Source organism: Nitrobacter sp. (assembly GCF_047149785.1).
Classification (GTDB): Bacteria; Pseudomonadota; Alphaproteobacteria; order Rhizobiales; family Xanthobacteraceae; genus Nitrobacter.
The window spans coordinates 1,568,261-1,583,018 of the sequence record NZ_BAAGBE010000001.1 but is presented as its reverse complement, the minus strand read 5'-3'; the positions used below and the strand labels follow the sequence as shown (position 1 = coordinate 1,583,018).

At 61.0% G+C, this 14,758-nt stretch carries 16 protein-coding genes and 2 tRNA genes; 12 read left to right on the top strand and 6 right to left on the bottom strand.

Annotated features, from left to right (window positions below):
• Nucleotides 1-536: 536 nt before the first annotated feature.
• Entirely contained in the window at nt 537-731 is a 195-nt protein-coding gene (locus ACMDCM_RS07280; protein ID WP_412772943.1) for a hypothetical protein, read from the bottom strand.
• A 332-nt stretch (nt 732-1,063) separates the two neighbouring features.
• Here ACMDCM_RS07280 and ACMDCM_RS07275 point away from each other — a divergent pair, with 332 nt between their 5' ends.
• The gene (locus ACMDCM_RS07275) at nt 1,064-1,297 is read left to right on the top strand and encodes a hypothetical protein (RefSeq protein ID WP_412772942.1); all 234 of its coding nucleotides are present in this window, start codon (nt 1,064-1,066) and stop codon (nt 1,295-1,297) included.
• A 125-nt stretch (nt 1,298-1,422) separates the two neighbouring features.
• Here the strand turns inward: ACMDCM_RS07275 and ACMDCM_RS07270 are convergent, their stop codons facing one another.
• On the bottom strand, nt 1,423-1,740 hold the full coding sequence (locus ACMDCM_RS07270; RefSeq protein WP_412774790.1) for a hypothetical protein: 318 nt from the start codon (nt 1,738-1,740) through the stop codon (nt 1,423-1,425).
• Here ACMDCM_RS07270 and argS point away from each other — a divergent pair.
• Both argS and ACMDCM_RS07260 read left to right on the top strand, forming a co-directional pair.
• Complete coding sequence (argS, locus tag ACMDCM_RS07265; RefSeq protein WP_412772941.1) at nt 1,657-3,423, top strand: arginine--tRNA ligase; 1,767 nt, start codon at nt 1,657-1,659, stop codon at nt 3,421-3,423. The genes ACMDCM_RS07270 and argS overlap by 84 nt on opposite strands.
• A gap of 329 nt (nt 3,424-3,752) precedes the next feature.
• Nucleotides 3,753-4,151 (top strand): hypothetical protein, encoded by a 399-nt coding sequence (locus ACMDCM_RS07260; RefSeq protein WP_412772940.1) that lies wholly within the window; start codon nt 3,753-3,755, stop codon nt 4,149-4,151.
• A 191-nt stretch (nt 4,152-4,342) separates the two neighbouring features.
• Here ACMDCM_RS07260 and ACMDCM_RS07255 read toward each other — a convergent pair whose 3' ends face one another.
• The 3 genes from ACMDCM_RS07255 to ACMDCM_RS07245 all read right to left on the bottom strand — a co-directional run bounded on the left by ACMDCM_RS07255 (nt 4,343) and on the right by ACMDCM_RS07245 (nt 5,474).
• Nucleotides 4,343-4,495 carry an aa3-type cytochrome c oxidase subunit IV gene (locus ACMDCM_RS07255; RefSeq protein ID WP_412772939.1) on the bottom strand — a complete coding sequence of 51 codons (153 nt, stop codon included), beginning with the start codon at nt 4,493-4,495 and terminating at the stop codon, nt 4,343-4,345.
• A 487-nt stretch (nt 4,496-4,982) separates the two neighbouring features.
• Nucleotides 4,983-5,111 carry a hypothetical protein gene (locus ACMDCM_RS07250; RefSeq protein ID WP_412772938.1) on the bottom strand — a complete coding sequence of 43 codons (129 nt, stop codon included), beginning with the start codon at nt 5,109-5,111 and terminating at the stop codon, nt 4,983-4,985.
• Between the two features lie 288 nt (nt 5,112-5,399).
• A tRNA-Glu gene (locus tag ACMDCM_RS07245) sits at nt 5,400-5,474 on the bottom strand.
• Nucleotides 5,475-5,766: 292 nt separating this feature from the next.
• Between ACMDCM_RS07245 and ACMDCM_RS07240 the strand changes: the two genes are divergently transcribed.
• A complete protein-coding gene (locus ACMDCM_RS07240) occupies nt 5,767-6,018 on the top strand; it encodes a hypothetical protein (RefSeq protein WP_412772937.1) in 252 nt (83 codons plus the stop codon).
• A 385-nt stretch (nt 6,019-6,403) separates the two neighbouring features.
• Here the strand turns inward: ACMDCM_RS07240 and ACMDCM_RS07235 are convergent, their stop codons facing one another.
• Nucleotides 6,404-6,853 (bottom strand): VOC family protein, encoded by a 450-nt coding sequence (locus ACMDCM_RS07235; protein WP_412772936.1) that lies wholly within the window; start codon nt 6,851-6,853, stop codon nt 6,404-6,406.
• Nucleotides 6,854-7,157: 304 nt separating this feature from the next.
• Between ACMDCM_RS07235 and ACMDCM_RS07230 the strand changes: the two genes are divergently transcribed.
• From ACMDCM_RS07230 to ACMDCM_RS07195, 8 genes are all read left to right on the top strand, one after another.
• Complete coding sequence (locus ACMDCM_RS07230; RefSeq protein WP_412772935.1) at nt 7,158-7,328, top strand: hypothetical protein; 171 nt, start codon at nt 7,158-7,160, stop codon at nt 7,326-7,328.
• A 152-nt stretch (nt 7,329-7,480) separates the two neighbouring features.
• Complete coding sequence (locus ACMDCM_RS07225) at nt 7,481-7,810, top strand: hypothetical protein (protein ID WP_412772934.1); 330 nt, start codon at nt 7,481-7,483, stop codon at nt 7,808-7,810.
• Between the two features lie 801 nt (nt 7,811-8,611).
• A complete protein-coding gene (locus ACMDCM_RS07220; RefSeq protein WP_412772933.1) occupies nt 8,612-9,265 on the top strand; it encodes a cold-shock protein in 654 nt (217 codons plus the stop codon).
• 145 nt (nt 9,266-9,410) lie between these two features.
• On the top strand, nt 9,411-9,887 hold the full coding sequence (locus ACMDCM_RS07215) for a DUF192 domain-containing protein (RefSeq protein ID WP_412774691.1): 477 nt from the start codon (nt 9,411-9,413) through the stop codon (nt 9,885-9,887).
• Nucleotides 9,888-10,063: 176 nt separating this feature from the next.
• A tRNA-Pro gene (locus tag ACMDCM_RS07210) sits at nt 10,064-10,140 on the top strand.
• Nucleotides 10,141-10,446: 306 nt separating this feature from the next.
• On the top strand, nt 10,447-10,752 hold the full coding sequence (locus tag ACMDCM_RS07205; RefSeq protein ID WP_412772932.1) for an ETC complex I subunit: 306 nt from the start codon (nt 10,447-10,449) through the stop codon (nt 10,750-10,752).
• Nucleotides 10,753-11,006: 254 nt separating this feature from the next.
• Nucleotides 11,007-12,611 carry a carboxyl transferase domain-containing protein gene (locus ACMDCM_RS07200; protein WP_412772931.1) on the top strand — a complete coding sequence of 535 codons (1,605 nt, stop codon included), beginning with the start codon at nt 11,007-11,009 and terminating at the stop codon, nt 12,609-12,611.
• Nucleotides 12,612-12,613: 2 nt separating this feature from the next.
• On the top strand, nt 12,614-14,614 hold the full coding sequence (locus ACMDCM_RS07195) for an acetyl/propionyl/methylcrotonyl-CoA carboxylase subunit alpha (protein ID WP_412772930.1): 2,001 nt from the start codon (nt 12,614-12,616) through the stop codon (nt 14,612-14,614).
• Nucleotides 14,615-14,758: the final 144 nt, after the last annotated feature.

Here is a 14,758-nt window from a genome sequence, read left to right as displayed (position 1 = left end):
CTTCCGGATAACGAGGATCGCGCGTTTCTTCGCCGGTCCGAAATGCGGATGCGCGATCAGAACCTCTTCACCGTGGCCGCGACGGCCGCCGCACCGCGCCTAGCGGTAGATTACAGCGTTTTCGAGTGAAGCAGATCCGGATCCCTTGAGCCCGGCTTTGATTCCATCAGCCGGAATGGCTCCAGCTATCCTTATGCATCAGAGATCAATGCGACCAATCACCATTGCTCTGGCGACGCTGCGCGCTGTCGGAGCGGGGCTGCCAGCCAAATGGGTATGGAAGACCGGCAGCCCCATTGCCGGCGACACTGACACCAGCATCCAAACTATATCCGAGGATAAGCCACGGAGTTATCGTCATTCTGGCGACCCTGCTATGCGTCGTCCGCTCGTCTGCGAACGCCTGCGCCATGACGCTTCTACGACAATGGACAATGAAGGCCGCTGTTTGACCCAGGGTGGCTCAGGATTTGGCAAGACGTGAGCGCGAACGCTCCGAAGGGATCGATCCCTTCCGAGCCCACCAGCCCCACGTTCTACGGCAGGATGTCGCTCCTCCCTGGCTTGGCGTACTTGATATTCTCGTCCCCGCCTTTCTTGATCTTCTCGTCGAGTTCTTTCCTCTTTTCCTCCGTCAACTGTTCCATGGTCTTGCCGGTCTTTTTCTTCGCCTCAGCGTCGAGCGATCCTCCCGAGTTGTTGATACCGGTGGCGTCTGCGTCGTCTGACATGTCGGCTCTCCCTTTTTTCGCTCAATGTCGGGGACAACCGGCGCGCTCAGTACGCGTTCCGAAGGAACAGCAGTTCCTTCGTTACGGTTAGTTCACGTCCCGCGTGTTGCAACGCCGCCATAAACCTGTCGGAACACAACGCCGAGGCTGGTGAGGCCGACGCGGATTCCCATTGCAGCGCGATGCCCTGACCTTCGGCGACCTCGCTCAGGAGACTCTCGCGGCCAAGACGACAGGTGACGATCACAGGATGGTCCGATGGCGCGGCCTCCGGGCCATCGCAAAACATGGATCAATCGCAGCAGCCGCGCGCGCGATGGATCTAACCTACCATGATGTGGAATGTAGGATTAGGCATCCAGGTGAGATTGTTCGTACCCAACGCGGGCGCGATGTTGACGCCACGAGGCGCGGAACTTGTGGAACGTTTCTGCAAGATCCAATGCGGCATAAACGACAAGTTTGCCAGCGAGCTTGCATTTGCGGCGCATCTCGCCGGCGGTGGTGGTAGAAAAATTCCTCCCCGCGTCACCCGGTGGCTGAAAGCCAGAGCTGAGCTGTTGTGACGATATATGTATTCGGAGCGGAGTCGGAACGGTGAGCCATTGATCTTGGCGGGATCGATGCACAGCAACTGTCTTTATTGGATCTGAGTCAGCAGCATCGGATTTTGTACAACAGCATCGCGGCATCATTCGTGTGCCTGACCTTTCTTCACAGCCGGGTTCAAGGATTCACTCTCTTGGCCTTCCGCTCGCGTTTCGACGCTGCGGGTCGCATGAGCACTTGAGATGCGATCCGAAAAATAGTAGCTGCTCCTTATGACATCGATCCAGGTCTTTCCGAGACGACGACGCTGATCCAGACCGGCTGGCGCTTGTGCGCGGCCGATACGATCCCGTTCGTTCGTTTCTGGAGATGACCGATGTTTCAGCCGCTTACAGCCCAAATCGATGCCATCCTTCGCGATGCCTTCGTTGCGCTTAACTTGCCTTCCGAGCATGCGCACGCTGTGGTTTCAGGTCGGCCTGAACTGGCTGACCTGCAGTGCAACGGCGCGATGCCAGCCGCAAAGGCAGTCGGTGGCAATCCCGGGGCGATTGCATCCGCCATCAAGGACATGATCCGCCAGCGTCCGGAGTTTTCCGAAGTCTCCGTGGCCGGACCTGGATTCCTCAACATGCGGCTTTCGCCTGCTCTGCTTGGACGGACCGCCGCCGAGATGGGGCTGGACGAAAACCTCGGCATCGCCGACGAAGGTCGGGGCCGGGTTGCCATCATTGACTTTGGCGGTCCGAACGTCGCCAAGCCGCTCCATGTCGGACATTTGCGCTCGCTGGTCATCGGCGAAAGCCTGCGGCGGATTCATAAGGCACTGGGGTGGAAGGTCGTTGCCGACGCGCACCTGGGCGACTGGGGGCTGCAATTGGGCATGCTAATATCGGAGATCAGGCGTCGTGCGCCGTCGTCGCCCTGGTTTGCGCCCGGTTTCGAAGGGCCTTGGCCGACTGCCGCGCCCGTGACAGTGGACGAATTAGAACTCCTATACCCGGAAGCTGCCGCCGCTTGCACTGCGGATCCCGCCCGGATGGCCGAAGCGCGCGCCGATACCGCCGCGCTCCAGGCGGGCGACCTCGGGTTGACGGCATTATGGCGTTCGCTTCGAACACTGTCGCTTGAGGCCCAGAAAAGTGACTTCGTTTCGCTCAACGTGCGGTTCGATCTCCTCAATGGCGAGAGTGATGCGCAGCCGCTGATCGGCCCCCTGGTCGATGATCTCAAGCGCCGCGGCTTGGCCATCGAAAGCGACGGTGCAACCGTGTTTCCGATCGCCGAGGCCAACGACCGGAAGGAGATGCCGCCGCTGCTGCTTGCCAAGGGCGACGGCGCCGCGCTTTACGCGACAACCGATCTGGCGACGCTGGCCGACCGCGTCGCCAGAATGGGCGCGGAGAGGATTCTGTATGTCGTGGACCAGCGGCAGGCACTCCACTTCGAGCAGGTATTCCGGGCCGCTCGCAAGGCCGGGCTCTCCGGCGCCGCGGAGTTGCGTCATGTCGGCTTCGGTACCGTCAATGGACCGGACGGCAAGCCCTACAAGACCCGTCAAGGTGGTGTCGCTCGGCTCTCCGACTTGCTCGACGAAGCGGTGGCGAAGGCGGCACTGCGTCTTGCGGAAAGTGGATACGGCATCGGCCTCGACGAGGCGGCAAAGACCGAGCTGGCGCGCAAGGTGGGGATTGCCGCGGTGAAGTTCGCAGACCTCGGCGGCGAGCGACTGTCCGGCTACGTCTTCGATCCTGAGCGGTTCGTGACATTTGAAGGTCGGACCGGGCCATATCTGCAGTACGCGTGTGTCCGTATCCGCTCCATTGTCGCGAAAGCGGATGAGCGAAGGGAGTGCGCTGGCATGCCGGCGCCGGCATCGCGGCCGGAAATGGATTTGCTGCTTGCGTGCCTCGGCTTCCCCGCGGCCGTATCCGACGCTGCGCGGCGCTTGGAGCCCAGCGTACTGGCGGAATACGCCTTCACGCTCGCGCGGAGCTTCAGCCATTTCTACCCGGAATGTCCGGTGTTAACGGCTCCCAGCGCCGCCGAGCGGGCGTCGCGGCTCGCGATGTGCCGCCTGACCGGTCTCGTTCTGGAGAGATCGCTCGATTTGCTTGGCATCGACGTGCCAGAACGGATGTAGGGGCGCGCCCTCGGAACTACCGTTTCAATTCGCGACCAGATTCGATCTCGTGATCAATATGGTTGCTGCTGATACGCACGGAGTGCGGATTAGACACCGCCGGCTGGCCACACAAGAACCCGCACCGAAGCAGAGGAATGTCGGCTCGTCAGATCCGCCGGAACTGACAGGCGTGTCGCTTACCACCCACGAGCTCATAGTCGGCCCGCGTTCAAGAGCGCTCCAATCAAAGAATAGCTGCATTGGCGGAAGGTTAATACCTGATTAGCTTTAATGTGCAATTGGTCCTTCTTGATCCAGCAGACTTGATTCAGACGCGGAACCCACCCATGGCAATCACGTCGGCGTCATCGACCAACATCTTCAGCATTCTGCAATCGGCCTATACCGCTCCGACAGAGATCTCGATCCCGCCCGGCTCAAAGTTTGCCAATGTCGATCCATCGCAATGGCAGGGCACCTGGACGGCGAAGGACTCCAACGGTAAGCCGGTTACACTCAAAATTTCGAACGTCAGCGGGTATCGCGCGACCGTCCGCTTTCAGAGTGCCGATACCGGGCTGCAGACTGGACGCGTCTATATCAACACCAACAATGTCTTCCGCGTCGGCAGTTCCCAGATGCAACTGACCAGCGCTGGCCAGATGACGATCAATACCGTCATCACCGATCCCACGACCGGCAATCAGTCGATGGAGACAAATTACGCCGCACTGCAGAGTTCCTAGAGCCGTTCCGCTTCTGATGGAATCAGAAGCGGGGCTCTATGGTTTGATTTGACGCGTTTTCTTTACGCGAACCGGTAGCCACTTCGCTTGAAAACACTCTAGCGGGGCGGAAAGACGCAAAAAGCCCGCCGGTGAGGGCGGACTGTTTTGGATGAACTACGAGGCGTCGTCGTCGAACGACGAGCGGATAATCACGTAAGGAAAATCGCCATCAACGCGAGAACGGTGGCGACGGTGGCCGCGAAAGTCGTTCCTAGTTTAACGAAGAACTTATACGTTTTCTCGTGCTCCGGATAATCCATCCATTCCGCGGTCGAATAAACAGGTCCGCTATGATCAGACATGCCAAGTCTCCTATGGTGTGGTTGATCTTGCCTTTCTCGTGGCGGTGACCCTGATCTCGGACCGCCATGCGACGCACCAAAGATACATACATCTGATATCCATGTTTTGCTCTGGCCCAAAGCAATGCGTGGGGTGGAGGGGTGCCCAGGCGCAAATGGACAACGAAATGCCATTCCGGCGATTCGGGCACCGGCGGGCGAGACGGGTTTTGGGGCATCTGGGAGACCCCGTCCGGCCAGACAATGCGTGGGTGGGAGAGGTTGCGTGGCGCCAAATGCCAAACCCCCCGCACAGTTTCCTGTACGGGGGGGGCTTTTAATCTTCAGAACCGCGCAGTGAGCTTGGCGTCGCTCGTTTACGCAGCTGCCTCCTCCTGAACGCCTGATGCCTTTCGGCAGCGCAGGAACGGCGGAATTAGCGTGAACTATAGATGACCTGTCTCAAGAGGGTGATGCTGGCTTGGTGGATGGGGTGACCGCACACAGTTCATCCCTGCGGCTGCGTCTGCGTTGGGATATACGTCGGATGCTGGCCGTTCCCGGCGTAGACGTAGGAAAGAATGACCAGCAGCGCGAGGATCGCGCCTCCGATAATCCAGCCTGTTTTGACGCTCATAGTGTTCACCCTCCAGATGAAATGCCATTCGGACTACCATGCTGCGCTCCATTTAGGAATAACATCACCGGCTGTGACCGCTGGTCCGAATCGTGCTGCCGTCCGGCATCGGATCGTCGAAGCGGCGAGACCAGTGCAACGGCGGACCGCCCTTGCCGGCGTCTCCGGTTCGGGATTCGGATCGAACAGGCCGACCAGCATCGGCCGTGACCCACCAGAACATCCGTTCCAAAAAAGCGGGTCAATCAGATCAATTTTATTGAATGAATTCAACGCCAAAATTGGCGCTGGCGCTCCCTAGCGGAATCGAACCGCTCTCTCCACCGTGAAAGGGTGGCGTCCTGACCGATAGACGAAGGGAGCTGAACTTTTCAGCGACGATTGGCGCCGTCGTTTCAGTCTCAAATCCGCTGCAATACTTCCATCAGATCAATGTCCTGGCATTGCCCTGACAGGAGAGGTCTCCGGGAGGCGGCTAACCGGACCGGCGGCAGCGGCGGAACGTATAGTGGCGTTTGACCGGAGGGGCAAGCACTCTCCCCGAAGGAGGCCGAATGCGGTTCGGGGGCTTACCTCGGAAGCGATGCAAGCTCGAAAAGCGATGCAAAAAGAGGCTGCGAGAGGCTGAAGCGGATCTGCGACGGAGCATCCGGGCATGACGTGGCGATCGTTACGCGGAATTGTCGTGGCGCTGTCCGTCGCCGGCTTGCCCGCGTGGGCGCAGACGCGCGGCTCACATATCTCCAACCACGATATCAAGGCCGAGCAGCCGGCCAGGAAAGCCGCCCCGCCTGCGCGAAAACCTTGTGCGGAATTCGGACCAGGCTTTGTGTGGGTCGAGGGCTCGTCAAGCTGCGTCCGGATCGGCGGCGGCATCGGCGTTGGTGGCGGCGGCATCGGACGCTGACGTGCCCGCGTCCGGATGGGTCACCCCTGCTCAGCCGGGGAGCGAAAGACTCGAGATCGGATGCCAGCTATGGCGAACGTCAAAAGGCCTCACCGAAGCGAGGCCCTTTAACGCTGGAAGCGTCAGCGACCGAAGAACAGCCAAAGAAGAATAATCACCGGTATCGGCACGCCTAACAGCCAAAGCAAAAGTCCGCGTCCCATTCTCGTCTCCTCGGATGTCGATCTTGCAAGTGGAACGGGCAGGGACCGGAATCGTTCCGGCGCGTCGCGCTTCGGAATAGCGGCCGTGACTGTTTTCTGCGGAGAGGCAGTTGTCGTGCGTCGGCGTCACGCGTGGCTTGACGAGACGCAAGGTCACCGGGGTTGACGCAGCCGTCCGCCGGCTACCAGTGACCTGTGTTCGGCATCGAATTCCACGGTTCAGCCGGGGGCCGGGCCTCGCCCTTTTGCAGCAACTCGATCGAGTGCCGGTCCGGCGAGCGGATGAACGCCATCTGCCCGTCGCGGGGCGGACGATTGATCGTGACCCCGAGCTGCATAAGCCGCTCGCACGTCGCATAGATGTCGTCGACCTCATAAGCGAGGTGACCGAAATAACGGTCCTCTCCGTATGCTTCGTTATCCCAGTTGTAGGTCAATTCGATCAGCGGCGCGCCGCGCCCCCTGGACTGCCTGACGAGGTTCTCGTCTTCCGGTGCGCACAAGAAGACCAGCGTGAACCTCGCCTTGTCGTTGTCGACGCGGCGGACTTCTTTTAGGCCCAGGGCATTTACGTAAAACTTCAGCGCGCTTTCAAGGTCGCGCACGCGCAGCATGGTGTGAAGGTAACGCATGTTCCATGTCTCCTGAGACGTCGGATCCGGCCTGGTGTCCCGATTTCAAAGTTCGCATACCCTTGCGGCAACCTTTGATGCGAACCTCGAAATCAAAGGGTGTGGTTTAGGTTCAGCCTCGATTAGGCAATGAAAACGAGCCGCCACACTGGCAGATAGCAACGAACCGGCGCGAAAGCAGAGCGGCGAGACGGATTTTTCGCGCCGTGAGCAATTTGATTTTGCCTGGTTCGGCGTGAACACACCGTCAAGCGGCATTCGATCTCGCCGGCGGAACGCATTCGGCCGCCCGCCATTGACCAGGATGGTACGCGAAAGCCCGGCAGAGCCACCCCCGCCGCCGAAACCTTATCCGGCCGAGAAGGCGCGCGGTGGCGAGATCATCCTGAGAACCAAAGCCCGCAAGACCATTTTTCTCGCGGGATTGGTGGGTTGCGTGGTGCTCGCGTTCCTCATCTCGCTGTTCGTGCGCTAAACGGCTCAAGACAATCGCATAATTGATGGATTCCGAAACATCGATTCCTTGATAATGGCTCGAAGGGCTGTTCCGATCCGGCCGCTTTCCGAGTGCAACCAAACCGAATGAACCGCGTTGCTTTTTCGGACGTTTCGCGGGAGAACATGCACATGAAAAGAATGGCGATCACGATTGCGACCGTGGCGGCAATCGGTAGTGCTGTTGTTGCGCCGGTGCCGGCTCAAGCCCATCGAATTGGACCCGGTCTTGGATTTGGTCTCGCCCTCGGCGCGCTGGCTGCGGGCGCTGCAGCGAGTTCATACTATTATGGACCCTACGGATATTACGGGGGCTATTATCGGCCGCGCTACTATCGGCCATATTATGGACCGGCTTACGGGTGGTCACCCGCTTATTATGGCGGGCCTTATGCCTATTACGGAGGCCCGTACAGATACTGGGGCCACAGACACTGGCACCACTGGCGCCATCGCTGGTGATCCGACGCTGGAGGCGCCGGAGGGTCGATCACAGAAGGGTCGATCACAGATCGAAATTCTCCGGTGAATAGTCCCGGAGAATATTTGTCGGGAATATTTTTCCCAGGAGTTTAAGCCTCACTCACTCGGGCGGATTTGCGGTGTTCGTACGCCGCGTTCCGTCCAGTGTTCTGCTCATTTGCGCGCGAACCGACTCGTAGTAAGCGTTCCGTTCCTGCTGGAGCCGGGCTTGATGCGCCTTGAAGCTGGCGACGCGCCGCACGATATCAGCTCGCTCCGACCCGGGATTGTGGTCGGGACGGCTCTGATTTATCTGCCTGTGCGCCATCGCGCTCCCTCCTTCCGCCCTTGCGAATTAAATTATCCGGCTCTGTCTGGAATGATTTCAACAAAGCGGGGGGCACGCGTCAATCGAGAGACCTTGCATAGATGCTACCCGCGCCTAAAATGCCGTGAATAACGTGCGCCAATCTTCCCAGCTTCCGCGAATATCACCAGAATGATGTGGAGCAGAGCCGATGTTCTCGACAAAAGAGGCATCGGACAGATCATTCCTTCTATCCGACGCGCCATTGACGATACGGAAATGGTTAACGGGCCCCGGGGCCGAAAATGATTCGCGGATGTGCAAGGCTGTTCATAGGTCGCGGTCAATTTATTTTTTGTCTTGCGACGCTCGCGAGAGTGTTATCTTTTGATTAATAAGATTCGCTCGGTTATATATATCCGTAAATAACGGTGTTGCATAGACGATAGCCGTAACAGACAGTAGCTGTAGTAAATTGTGTGGGGTGCTGCGTCATGGGGTCGGACGGATTTGAATCCAGGAAGCTTGGAGGTCCGGCGGTGAGTGATCGCCTCGGGTCGAAGGACTTTTGTGGAACGGCGGATCGGGAGTCGGGGCTCGGCCCGTTCACGGGGCTCGGAGAATCCCCTACGAACATCGTCGAGATCAGCGGCGTCATCAAATGGTTTGACGCTTCAAAGGGCTACGGTTTCATCGTCCCGGACAACGGCTGGCCGGACGTGCTGCTGCATGTCACCGTGCTTCGTCGCGACGGCTATCAGACGGCTTATGAGGGGGCCCGTCTGGTCTGCGAATGCGTGCAGCGATCGAAGGGCTATCAGGCGTTTCGGATCACCTCCATGGACGAGTCCACGGCCATTCATCCGGCGCAGATGTTGCCGCCACGCACCCACGTCAGCGTGACGCCGACCAGCGGCCTGGAGCGGGCGCAGGTGAAATGGTTCAACCGGTTGCGCGGCTTTGGATTCCTGACCTGCGGTGAGGGGACGCCGGACATTTTCGTTCATATGGAAACGCTGCGGCGCTTCGGCATGACCGAACTCCGGCCGGGGCAGTTCGTTCTGGTTCGGTTCGGGCCGGGCTCCAAGGGCATGATGGCTGCCGAAGTTCAACCGGAAACCGGTGCCCCCGGTCTGTTCTCTCACTGATCCACCAACGGGTCGGGCAAGCGCGCGCGCTTTCCGGAAATCGTGTTTTGCGGCCGCGGCGGCCGCCCGTTATGAATCCTGGACCCGGCGATCCAGGTGCTTACCCGTGATTTTTTATCCTGACGAGTTGTCCCCGATGATGCGGATGCCGAAACTCGGTCTGGCGTGTCTGCGCGTCGGTTTATGGATTGCGCTGATTTCCTGCATCGGCCTGGTCACGTTGGACGGTGTTCGCGCCGCCGAATTCCAGCCGCTGGAAATCGCGACTCGGACTGGCGTGAAGGTGTTCTCGGTTGAACTGGCGAAGACCGAGAAGGAGAAGGAGACCGGGTTGATGTATCGGAAGCATCTGCCGGACGGGCAGGGCATGCTGTTCGATTTTTCCCCGGCCCAGCAGGTGTCGATGTGGATGAAAAACACCTATATCCCGCTCGACATGATCTTTATCGATCCGGACGGCCGCGTTCTCCGGATCGCCGAGAACACCGAGCCGCTTTCGACCCAGATCATTCCCTCGCGCGGCCTGGCAAAAGCCGTGCTCGAGGTGATTGCGGGGACCGCGAAAAAGTACGGTATTGCGCCGGGCGACCGGGTTTCGCATCCGCTCTTCAACGGTCATTGACGCCCCTGAAGCGTTTTCAAGCAAAGCATGTCCGCGGGCTGATGCGAGGATGGACATCCCTTCGCGTGGAGAAACGCGTCAAATCAAAATCATAAAAGCCCGCTCCGAGAAGCGGAAAGTCGCCAGGCCGCTTGCTGGGTCAGCCGGAAGCATGTAACGACACGTTTCCAGGAGATCGGGGTATAGCGCAGCCTGGTAGCGCGGCAGTTTTGGGTACTGCAGGTCCCCAGTTCGAATCTGGGTGCCCCGACCAGAGTTACCTTGCCCGGCCCATCGAGGCGGTGTCGACGGTATTCAGCCCGCCGCAGGGGACGTCATTGCCATCGGCTGCGGCTATTAAAAGGCTGGCTCGACGTGCTGAAAAAAGGGCGCGGGCTCGTGCTGGAGCACACCTATGTCGGCCGCAGCTACTCTGGCAGGCCGGAAGGACCGGGCCGCCGGATGCGTCTCCCTGCCGCACTGCCGCAGTCGACGAGATTGTCTTGCCGCGGCATAAAGAATATACCCAACGGGTCCGTCGGGCTTTGCCGGGCGGCATGGCAGCAGGTTACAGCGATCCATGACAGCACGTATCTTCAAGCCCGCCAAAAATGCGATGCAATCGGGGGTCGTCCAGACCAGGGAATGGCAGCTCGACTACGAGCCTGAGCAGCCGCAGGTCATCGAGCCCCTGATGGGCTGGACCAGCTCCGGCGACATGAAGCAGCAGATCACGATTCGCTTCGATACAAAGGAGGACGCCATCGCCTATTGTGAGCGCGAGGGCATTCCCTATCAGGTGATCGAGCCGAAGCCGAAGGCGGAGCGAAAGGCGGCCTACGCCGACAATTTCGCATTTCGCCGCATCGAGCCCTGGACGCATTAGCGCAGGTCGCGTCGCCCATAATCGTCATGGCCCGGAATGGCCGTTCGGGGAAGGGCGCCGTTGCCGCTCGGCCATAGCCGTTTGAAGAACGGCGTCGCTTCGCTCGCCTATGGTCCCGGCCTTCCATAGTTTTTCGCTGAAATTCCAAAGACGTGGATGCCCGTCATAAAGCCGGGCATGACGGGTTGCTGATTCCGTCTAAAAGAAACATGCTCAGACGAGAGCTTCAACGCCTGCCACCATCCTGGGCCGCCATGGCGCTTCGTTCCGGTATCGATCCCACCTCGTCCGATTTTGCGCGCAACACTGAAGCGATGAAGGCTCTCGTCGCGGAGTTGCGCGACAAGCTCGCGATCGCCGCGGGCGGAGGCGGCGAGGCCGCGCGCGCCCGCCATGCCTCGCGCGGCAAGATGCCGGCCCGCGAGCGCGTCGATCTGCTGCTCGATCCCGGCACCGCGTTTCTCGAACTGTCGCCGCTGGCGGCGAACGGCATGTACGGCGGCGACGTGCATTCGGCGAGCATCATCACCGGCGTCGGCCGCGTCTCGGGCCGCGAGTGCGTGATCGTCGCCAACGATGCCACCATCAAGGGCGGCACCTATTATCCGATGACCGTGAAGAAGCATCTGCGGGCGCAGGATATCGCGCGGCAGAACAATCTGCCGTGCATCTACATGGTGGATTCCGGCGGCGCGTTCCTGCCGCGGCAGGACGAGATCTTTCCCGACGAGCGCCACTTCGGCCGCATCTTCTACAACCAGGCCACCATGTCGGCGCAGGGCATCGCGCAGATCGCCATCGTGATGGGATCCTGCACCGCGGGCGGAGCCTATGTGCCGGCGATGTCGGACGAGAGCATCATCGTCCGTAATCAAGGCACGATCTTTCTCGGCGGTCCGCCGCTGGTGAAGGCCGCGACCGGCGAGGTCGTCACGGCGGAAGAACTCGGCGGCGCGGACGTGCATTCGCGGCAGTCCGGCGTCACCGATCACTATGCGCAGAACGATGCCCACGCGATCGGGATCGCGCGCCGCATCGTCTCGACCTTGAAGCCGCCGCAGCACGCGCCGCTCAACATGCGCGCGCCGCGAGAGCCGCTGTTCGCCAGAGAGGAAATTTACGGCGCGGTGCCAGCGGACGGCCGCAAGCCGTTCGACGTGCGCGACATCATCGCGCGCATTGTCGACGGATCTGAATTCGACGAGTTCAAGAAGCTCTACGGGCAGACGCTGGTGTGCGGCTTTGCTTATATCTGGGGTTATCCGGTCGGCATCGTCGCCAACAACGGCATCCTGTTCAGCGAAAGCGCGCTCAAGGGCACGCATTTCATCGAGCTGTGCTGCCAGCGCGGCATTCCGCTGGTGTTCCTGCAAAACATCACCGGCTTCATGGTCGGTAAGAAATACGAGGCCGGCGGCATCGCGCGCGACGGCGCTAAACTTGTCACGGCGGTCGCGACCGCCGCCGTGCCGAAATTCACCGTGGTGATCGGCGGCTCCTACGGCGCGGGCAATTACGGCATGTGCGGCCGTGCTTTCTCGCCGCGATTTCTGTGGATGTGGCCGAACGCGCGAATTTCCGTGATGGGCGGCGAGCAGGCCGCGATCGTTCTCAGCACGCTGCGACGCGAGAACATCGAGGCCAAAGGCGGCACCTGGTCGGCCGAGGAGGAGCGCGAATTCCAGGCGCCGATCCGCGCGCAATACGAAAGCCAGGGCAATCCCTATTACGCCACCGCGCGGCTGTGGGACGACGGCGTGATCGACCCGGTGGATACGCGCCTGGTGCTGGCGCTCGGATTGTCGGCGGCGGCCAATGCAGCCGTTGAGCCGACGACGTTCGGCCTGTTCAGGATGTGACCATGGCGCGCGCTCCGAACTATCGGCGCTTCAACACGCTCCTGATCGCCAATCGCGGCGAGATCGCCTGCCGCGTGATCCGCACCGCCCGCGCCATGGGGCTGCGCACTGTCGCCGTCTATTCCGAGGCCGACCGCGACGCGCTGCATGTCGCGATCGCCGACGAGGCTGTGTTGATCGGACCTGCGCCCGCCCGCGACAGCTATCTCGATATCGGCAAGGTGATTGCCGCCGCCCGCCGCTCCGGCGCGGAAGGCGTCCATCCGGGCTACGGGTTTTTGTCGGAGAATCCTGCCTTCGCGCAAGCCTGCGCCGATGCGGGCCTCGTATTCGTCGGCCCGACGGCAGCGATGATGACGGCGATGGGTTCGAAATCGAACGCCAAGGCGCTGATGGAGAAGGCGGGCGTGCCGCTAGTGCCCGGCTATCACGGCGAGGCGCAGGATGACGCAACGCTTCAAGGTGCGGCGAACCGCATCGGCTATCCGGTTCTGGTCAAGGCATCCGCCGGCGGCGGCGGCCGCGGCATGCGGATCGCGCGCAAGGCCGGTGAGCTTGCGGCGGCGCTGGCAAGCGCGAGGCGCGAGGCGCAAGCGGCGTTCGGCGATGAGCGGATGCTGATCGAGAAGTACGTCGAGAACCCGCGCCACATCGAGGTGCAGGTGATCGGGGATACGCACGGCAATCTGCTGTCGCTGTTCGATCGCGAATGCACCTTGCAGCGACGGCACCAGAAGGTGATCGAGGAAGCGCCTTCGCCGACCCTGAACGCGGCGCGGCGCGACACAGTGTGCGAAGCGGCGCGCAAGGCCGCCGGCGCGGTGAACTACGTCGGTGCCGGCACGGTCGAGTTCGTGTCCGACGGCAAGGAGGTGTTCTTCATCGAGATGAACACGCGCTTGCAGGTCGAGCATCCCGTGACCGAACTCATCACCGGCATCGATCTGGTCGAATGGCAGCTCCGCGTTGCTTTTGGCGAAAAGCTACCGCTGGCGCAGGATCGGATCGTCATGAAAGGCCACGCCATCGAGGCGCGCGTCTACGCCGAGAACCCGAACAGGAATTTCATGCCTTCGGTCGGCCGCATCACCACTTGGCGCACGCCGCCGGAGATTGACGGCTTGCGTATCGATTCCGGCTATCGCAAAGGCGATACGGTCTCGCCGCATTACGACGCCATGCTCGCCAAGGTGATCGCCTGGGCGGAAACCCGCGATGCCGCGATCAGCCGGCTCGCGCGCGCTCTGGACGGGATCGACGTCCGCGGCGTCGTCACCAACGTTCCGTTCCTGTCCGCGCTGGCGACGCATACCGACGTGCGCGCCAATGCCATCGACACCGGCTTCATCGAACGCCATCTGACAGACCTGACCGGGATGTCGGCGGCGCCTGGCGAAACCGAACTTGCTGGCGCGGTTGCGGGCATCATGCAGGTGGAACGCGAGGCCTCTCGGACCGATGCGGCGTCACCGTGGCGAACCGCGGGCTGGATGCCGGTCGGTCGCCGTCAACGCCAATTTGTGTTTCGTCACGGACAGAGCGAGCACGAAGTCATTCTTGTCTATGGCAACGGGCCGTCGCAGTTGCGCGTCGGAGACAAGGATATTGCATTCGCATTCGAGCCGGACGAAGCGGAAGATATCACGCTGACGCTGGATGGGATGCGCAGCCGCATCGTCTTTGTTGTCGATGGCCGCGAGGTGTATGTGCGGACTCGTAACGGCCGGTTCGCGTTGCACTGGGTCGATCCCTTCGGCGGTGACGACGAGGAGCAGGCCAATGAGGACCGCATCATTGCGCCGCTGCCCGGCATCGTGGTTGCGTTGCTCGCGCAGGAGGGCGCGGTTCTGGAGAAGGGCGCACCCATTCTCACGCTTGAGGTGATGAAGATGGAGCAGACGCTGCGCGCACCCTACGCGGGGACGCTGAAAACGATCAGGTGCAAGGTCGGCGACATCGTGCAGGAGGGCGTCGAACTCGCCGAGATCGAGCCCGCCGCTTGATAATTACACTGCCGGGTTTTCGTCCTGGCGACTTTCGGTCAGTCCTGCTCGCGACGAGACGCCGCATTGGCCGGTTCGTCTCCGCCGCTCCTTCGCCGGTATGCCGCCGGTATACTGGGTAAGGGACCAACGTCCGCCGTATCG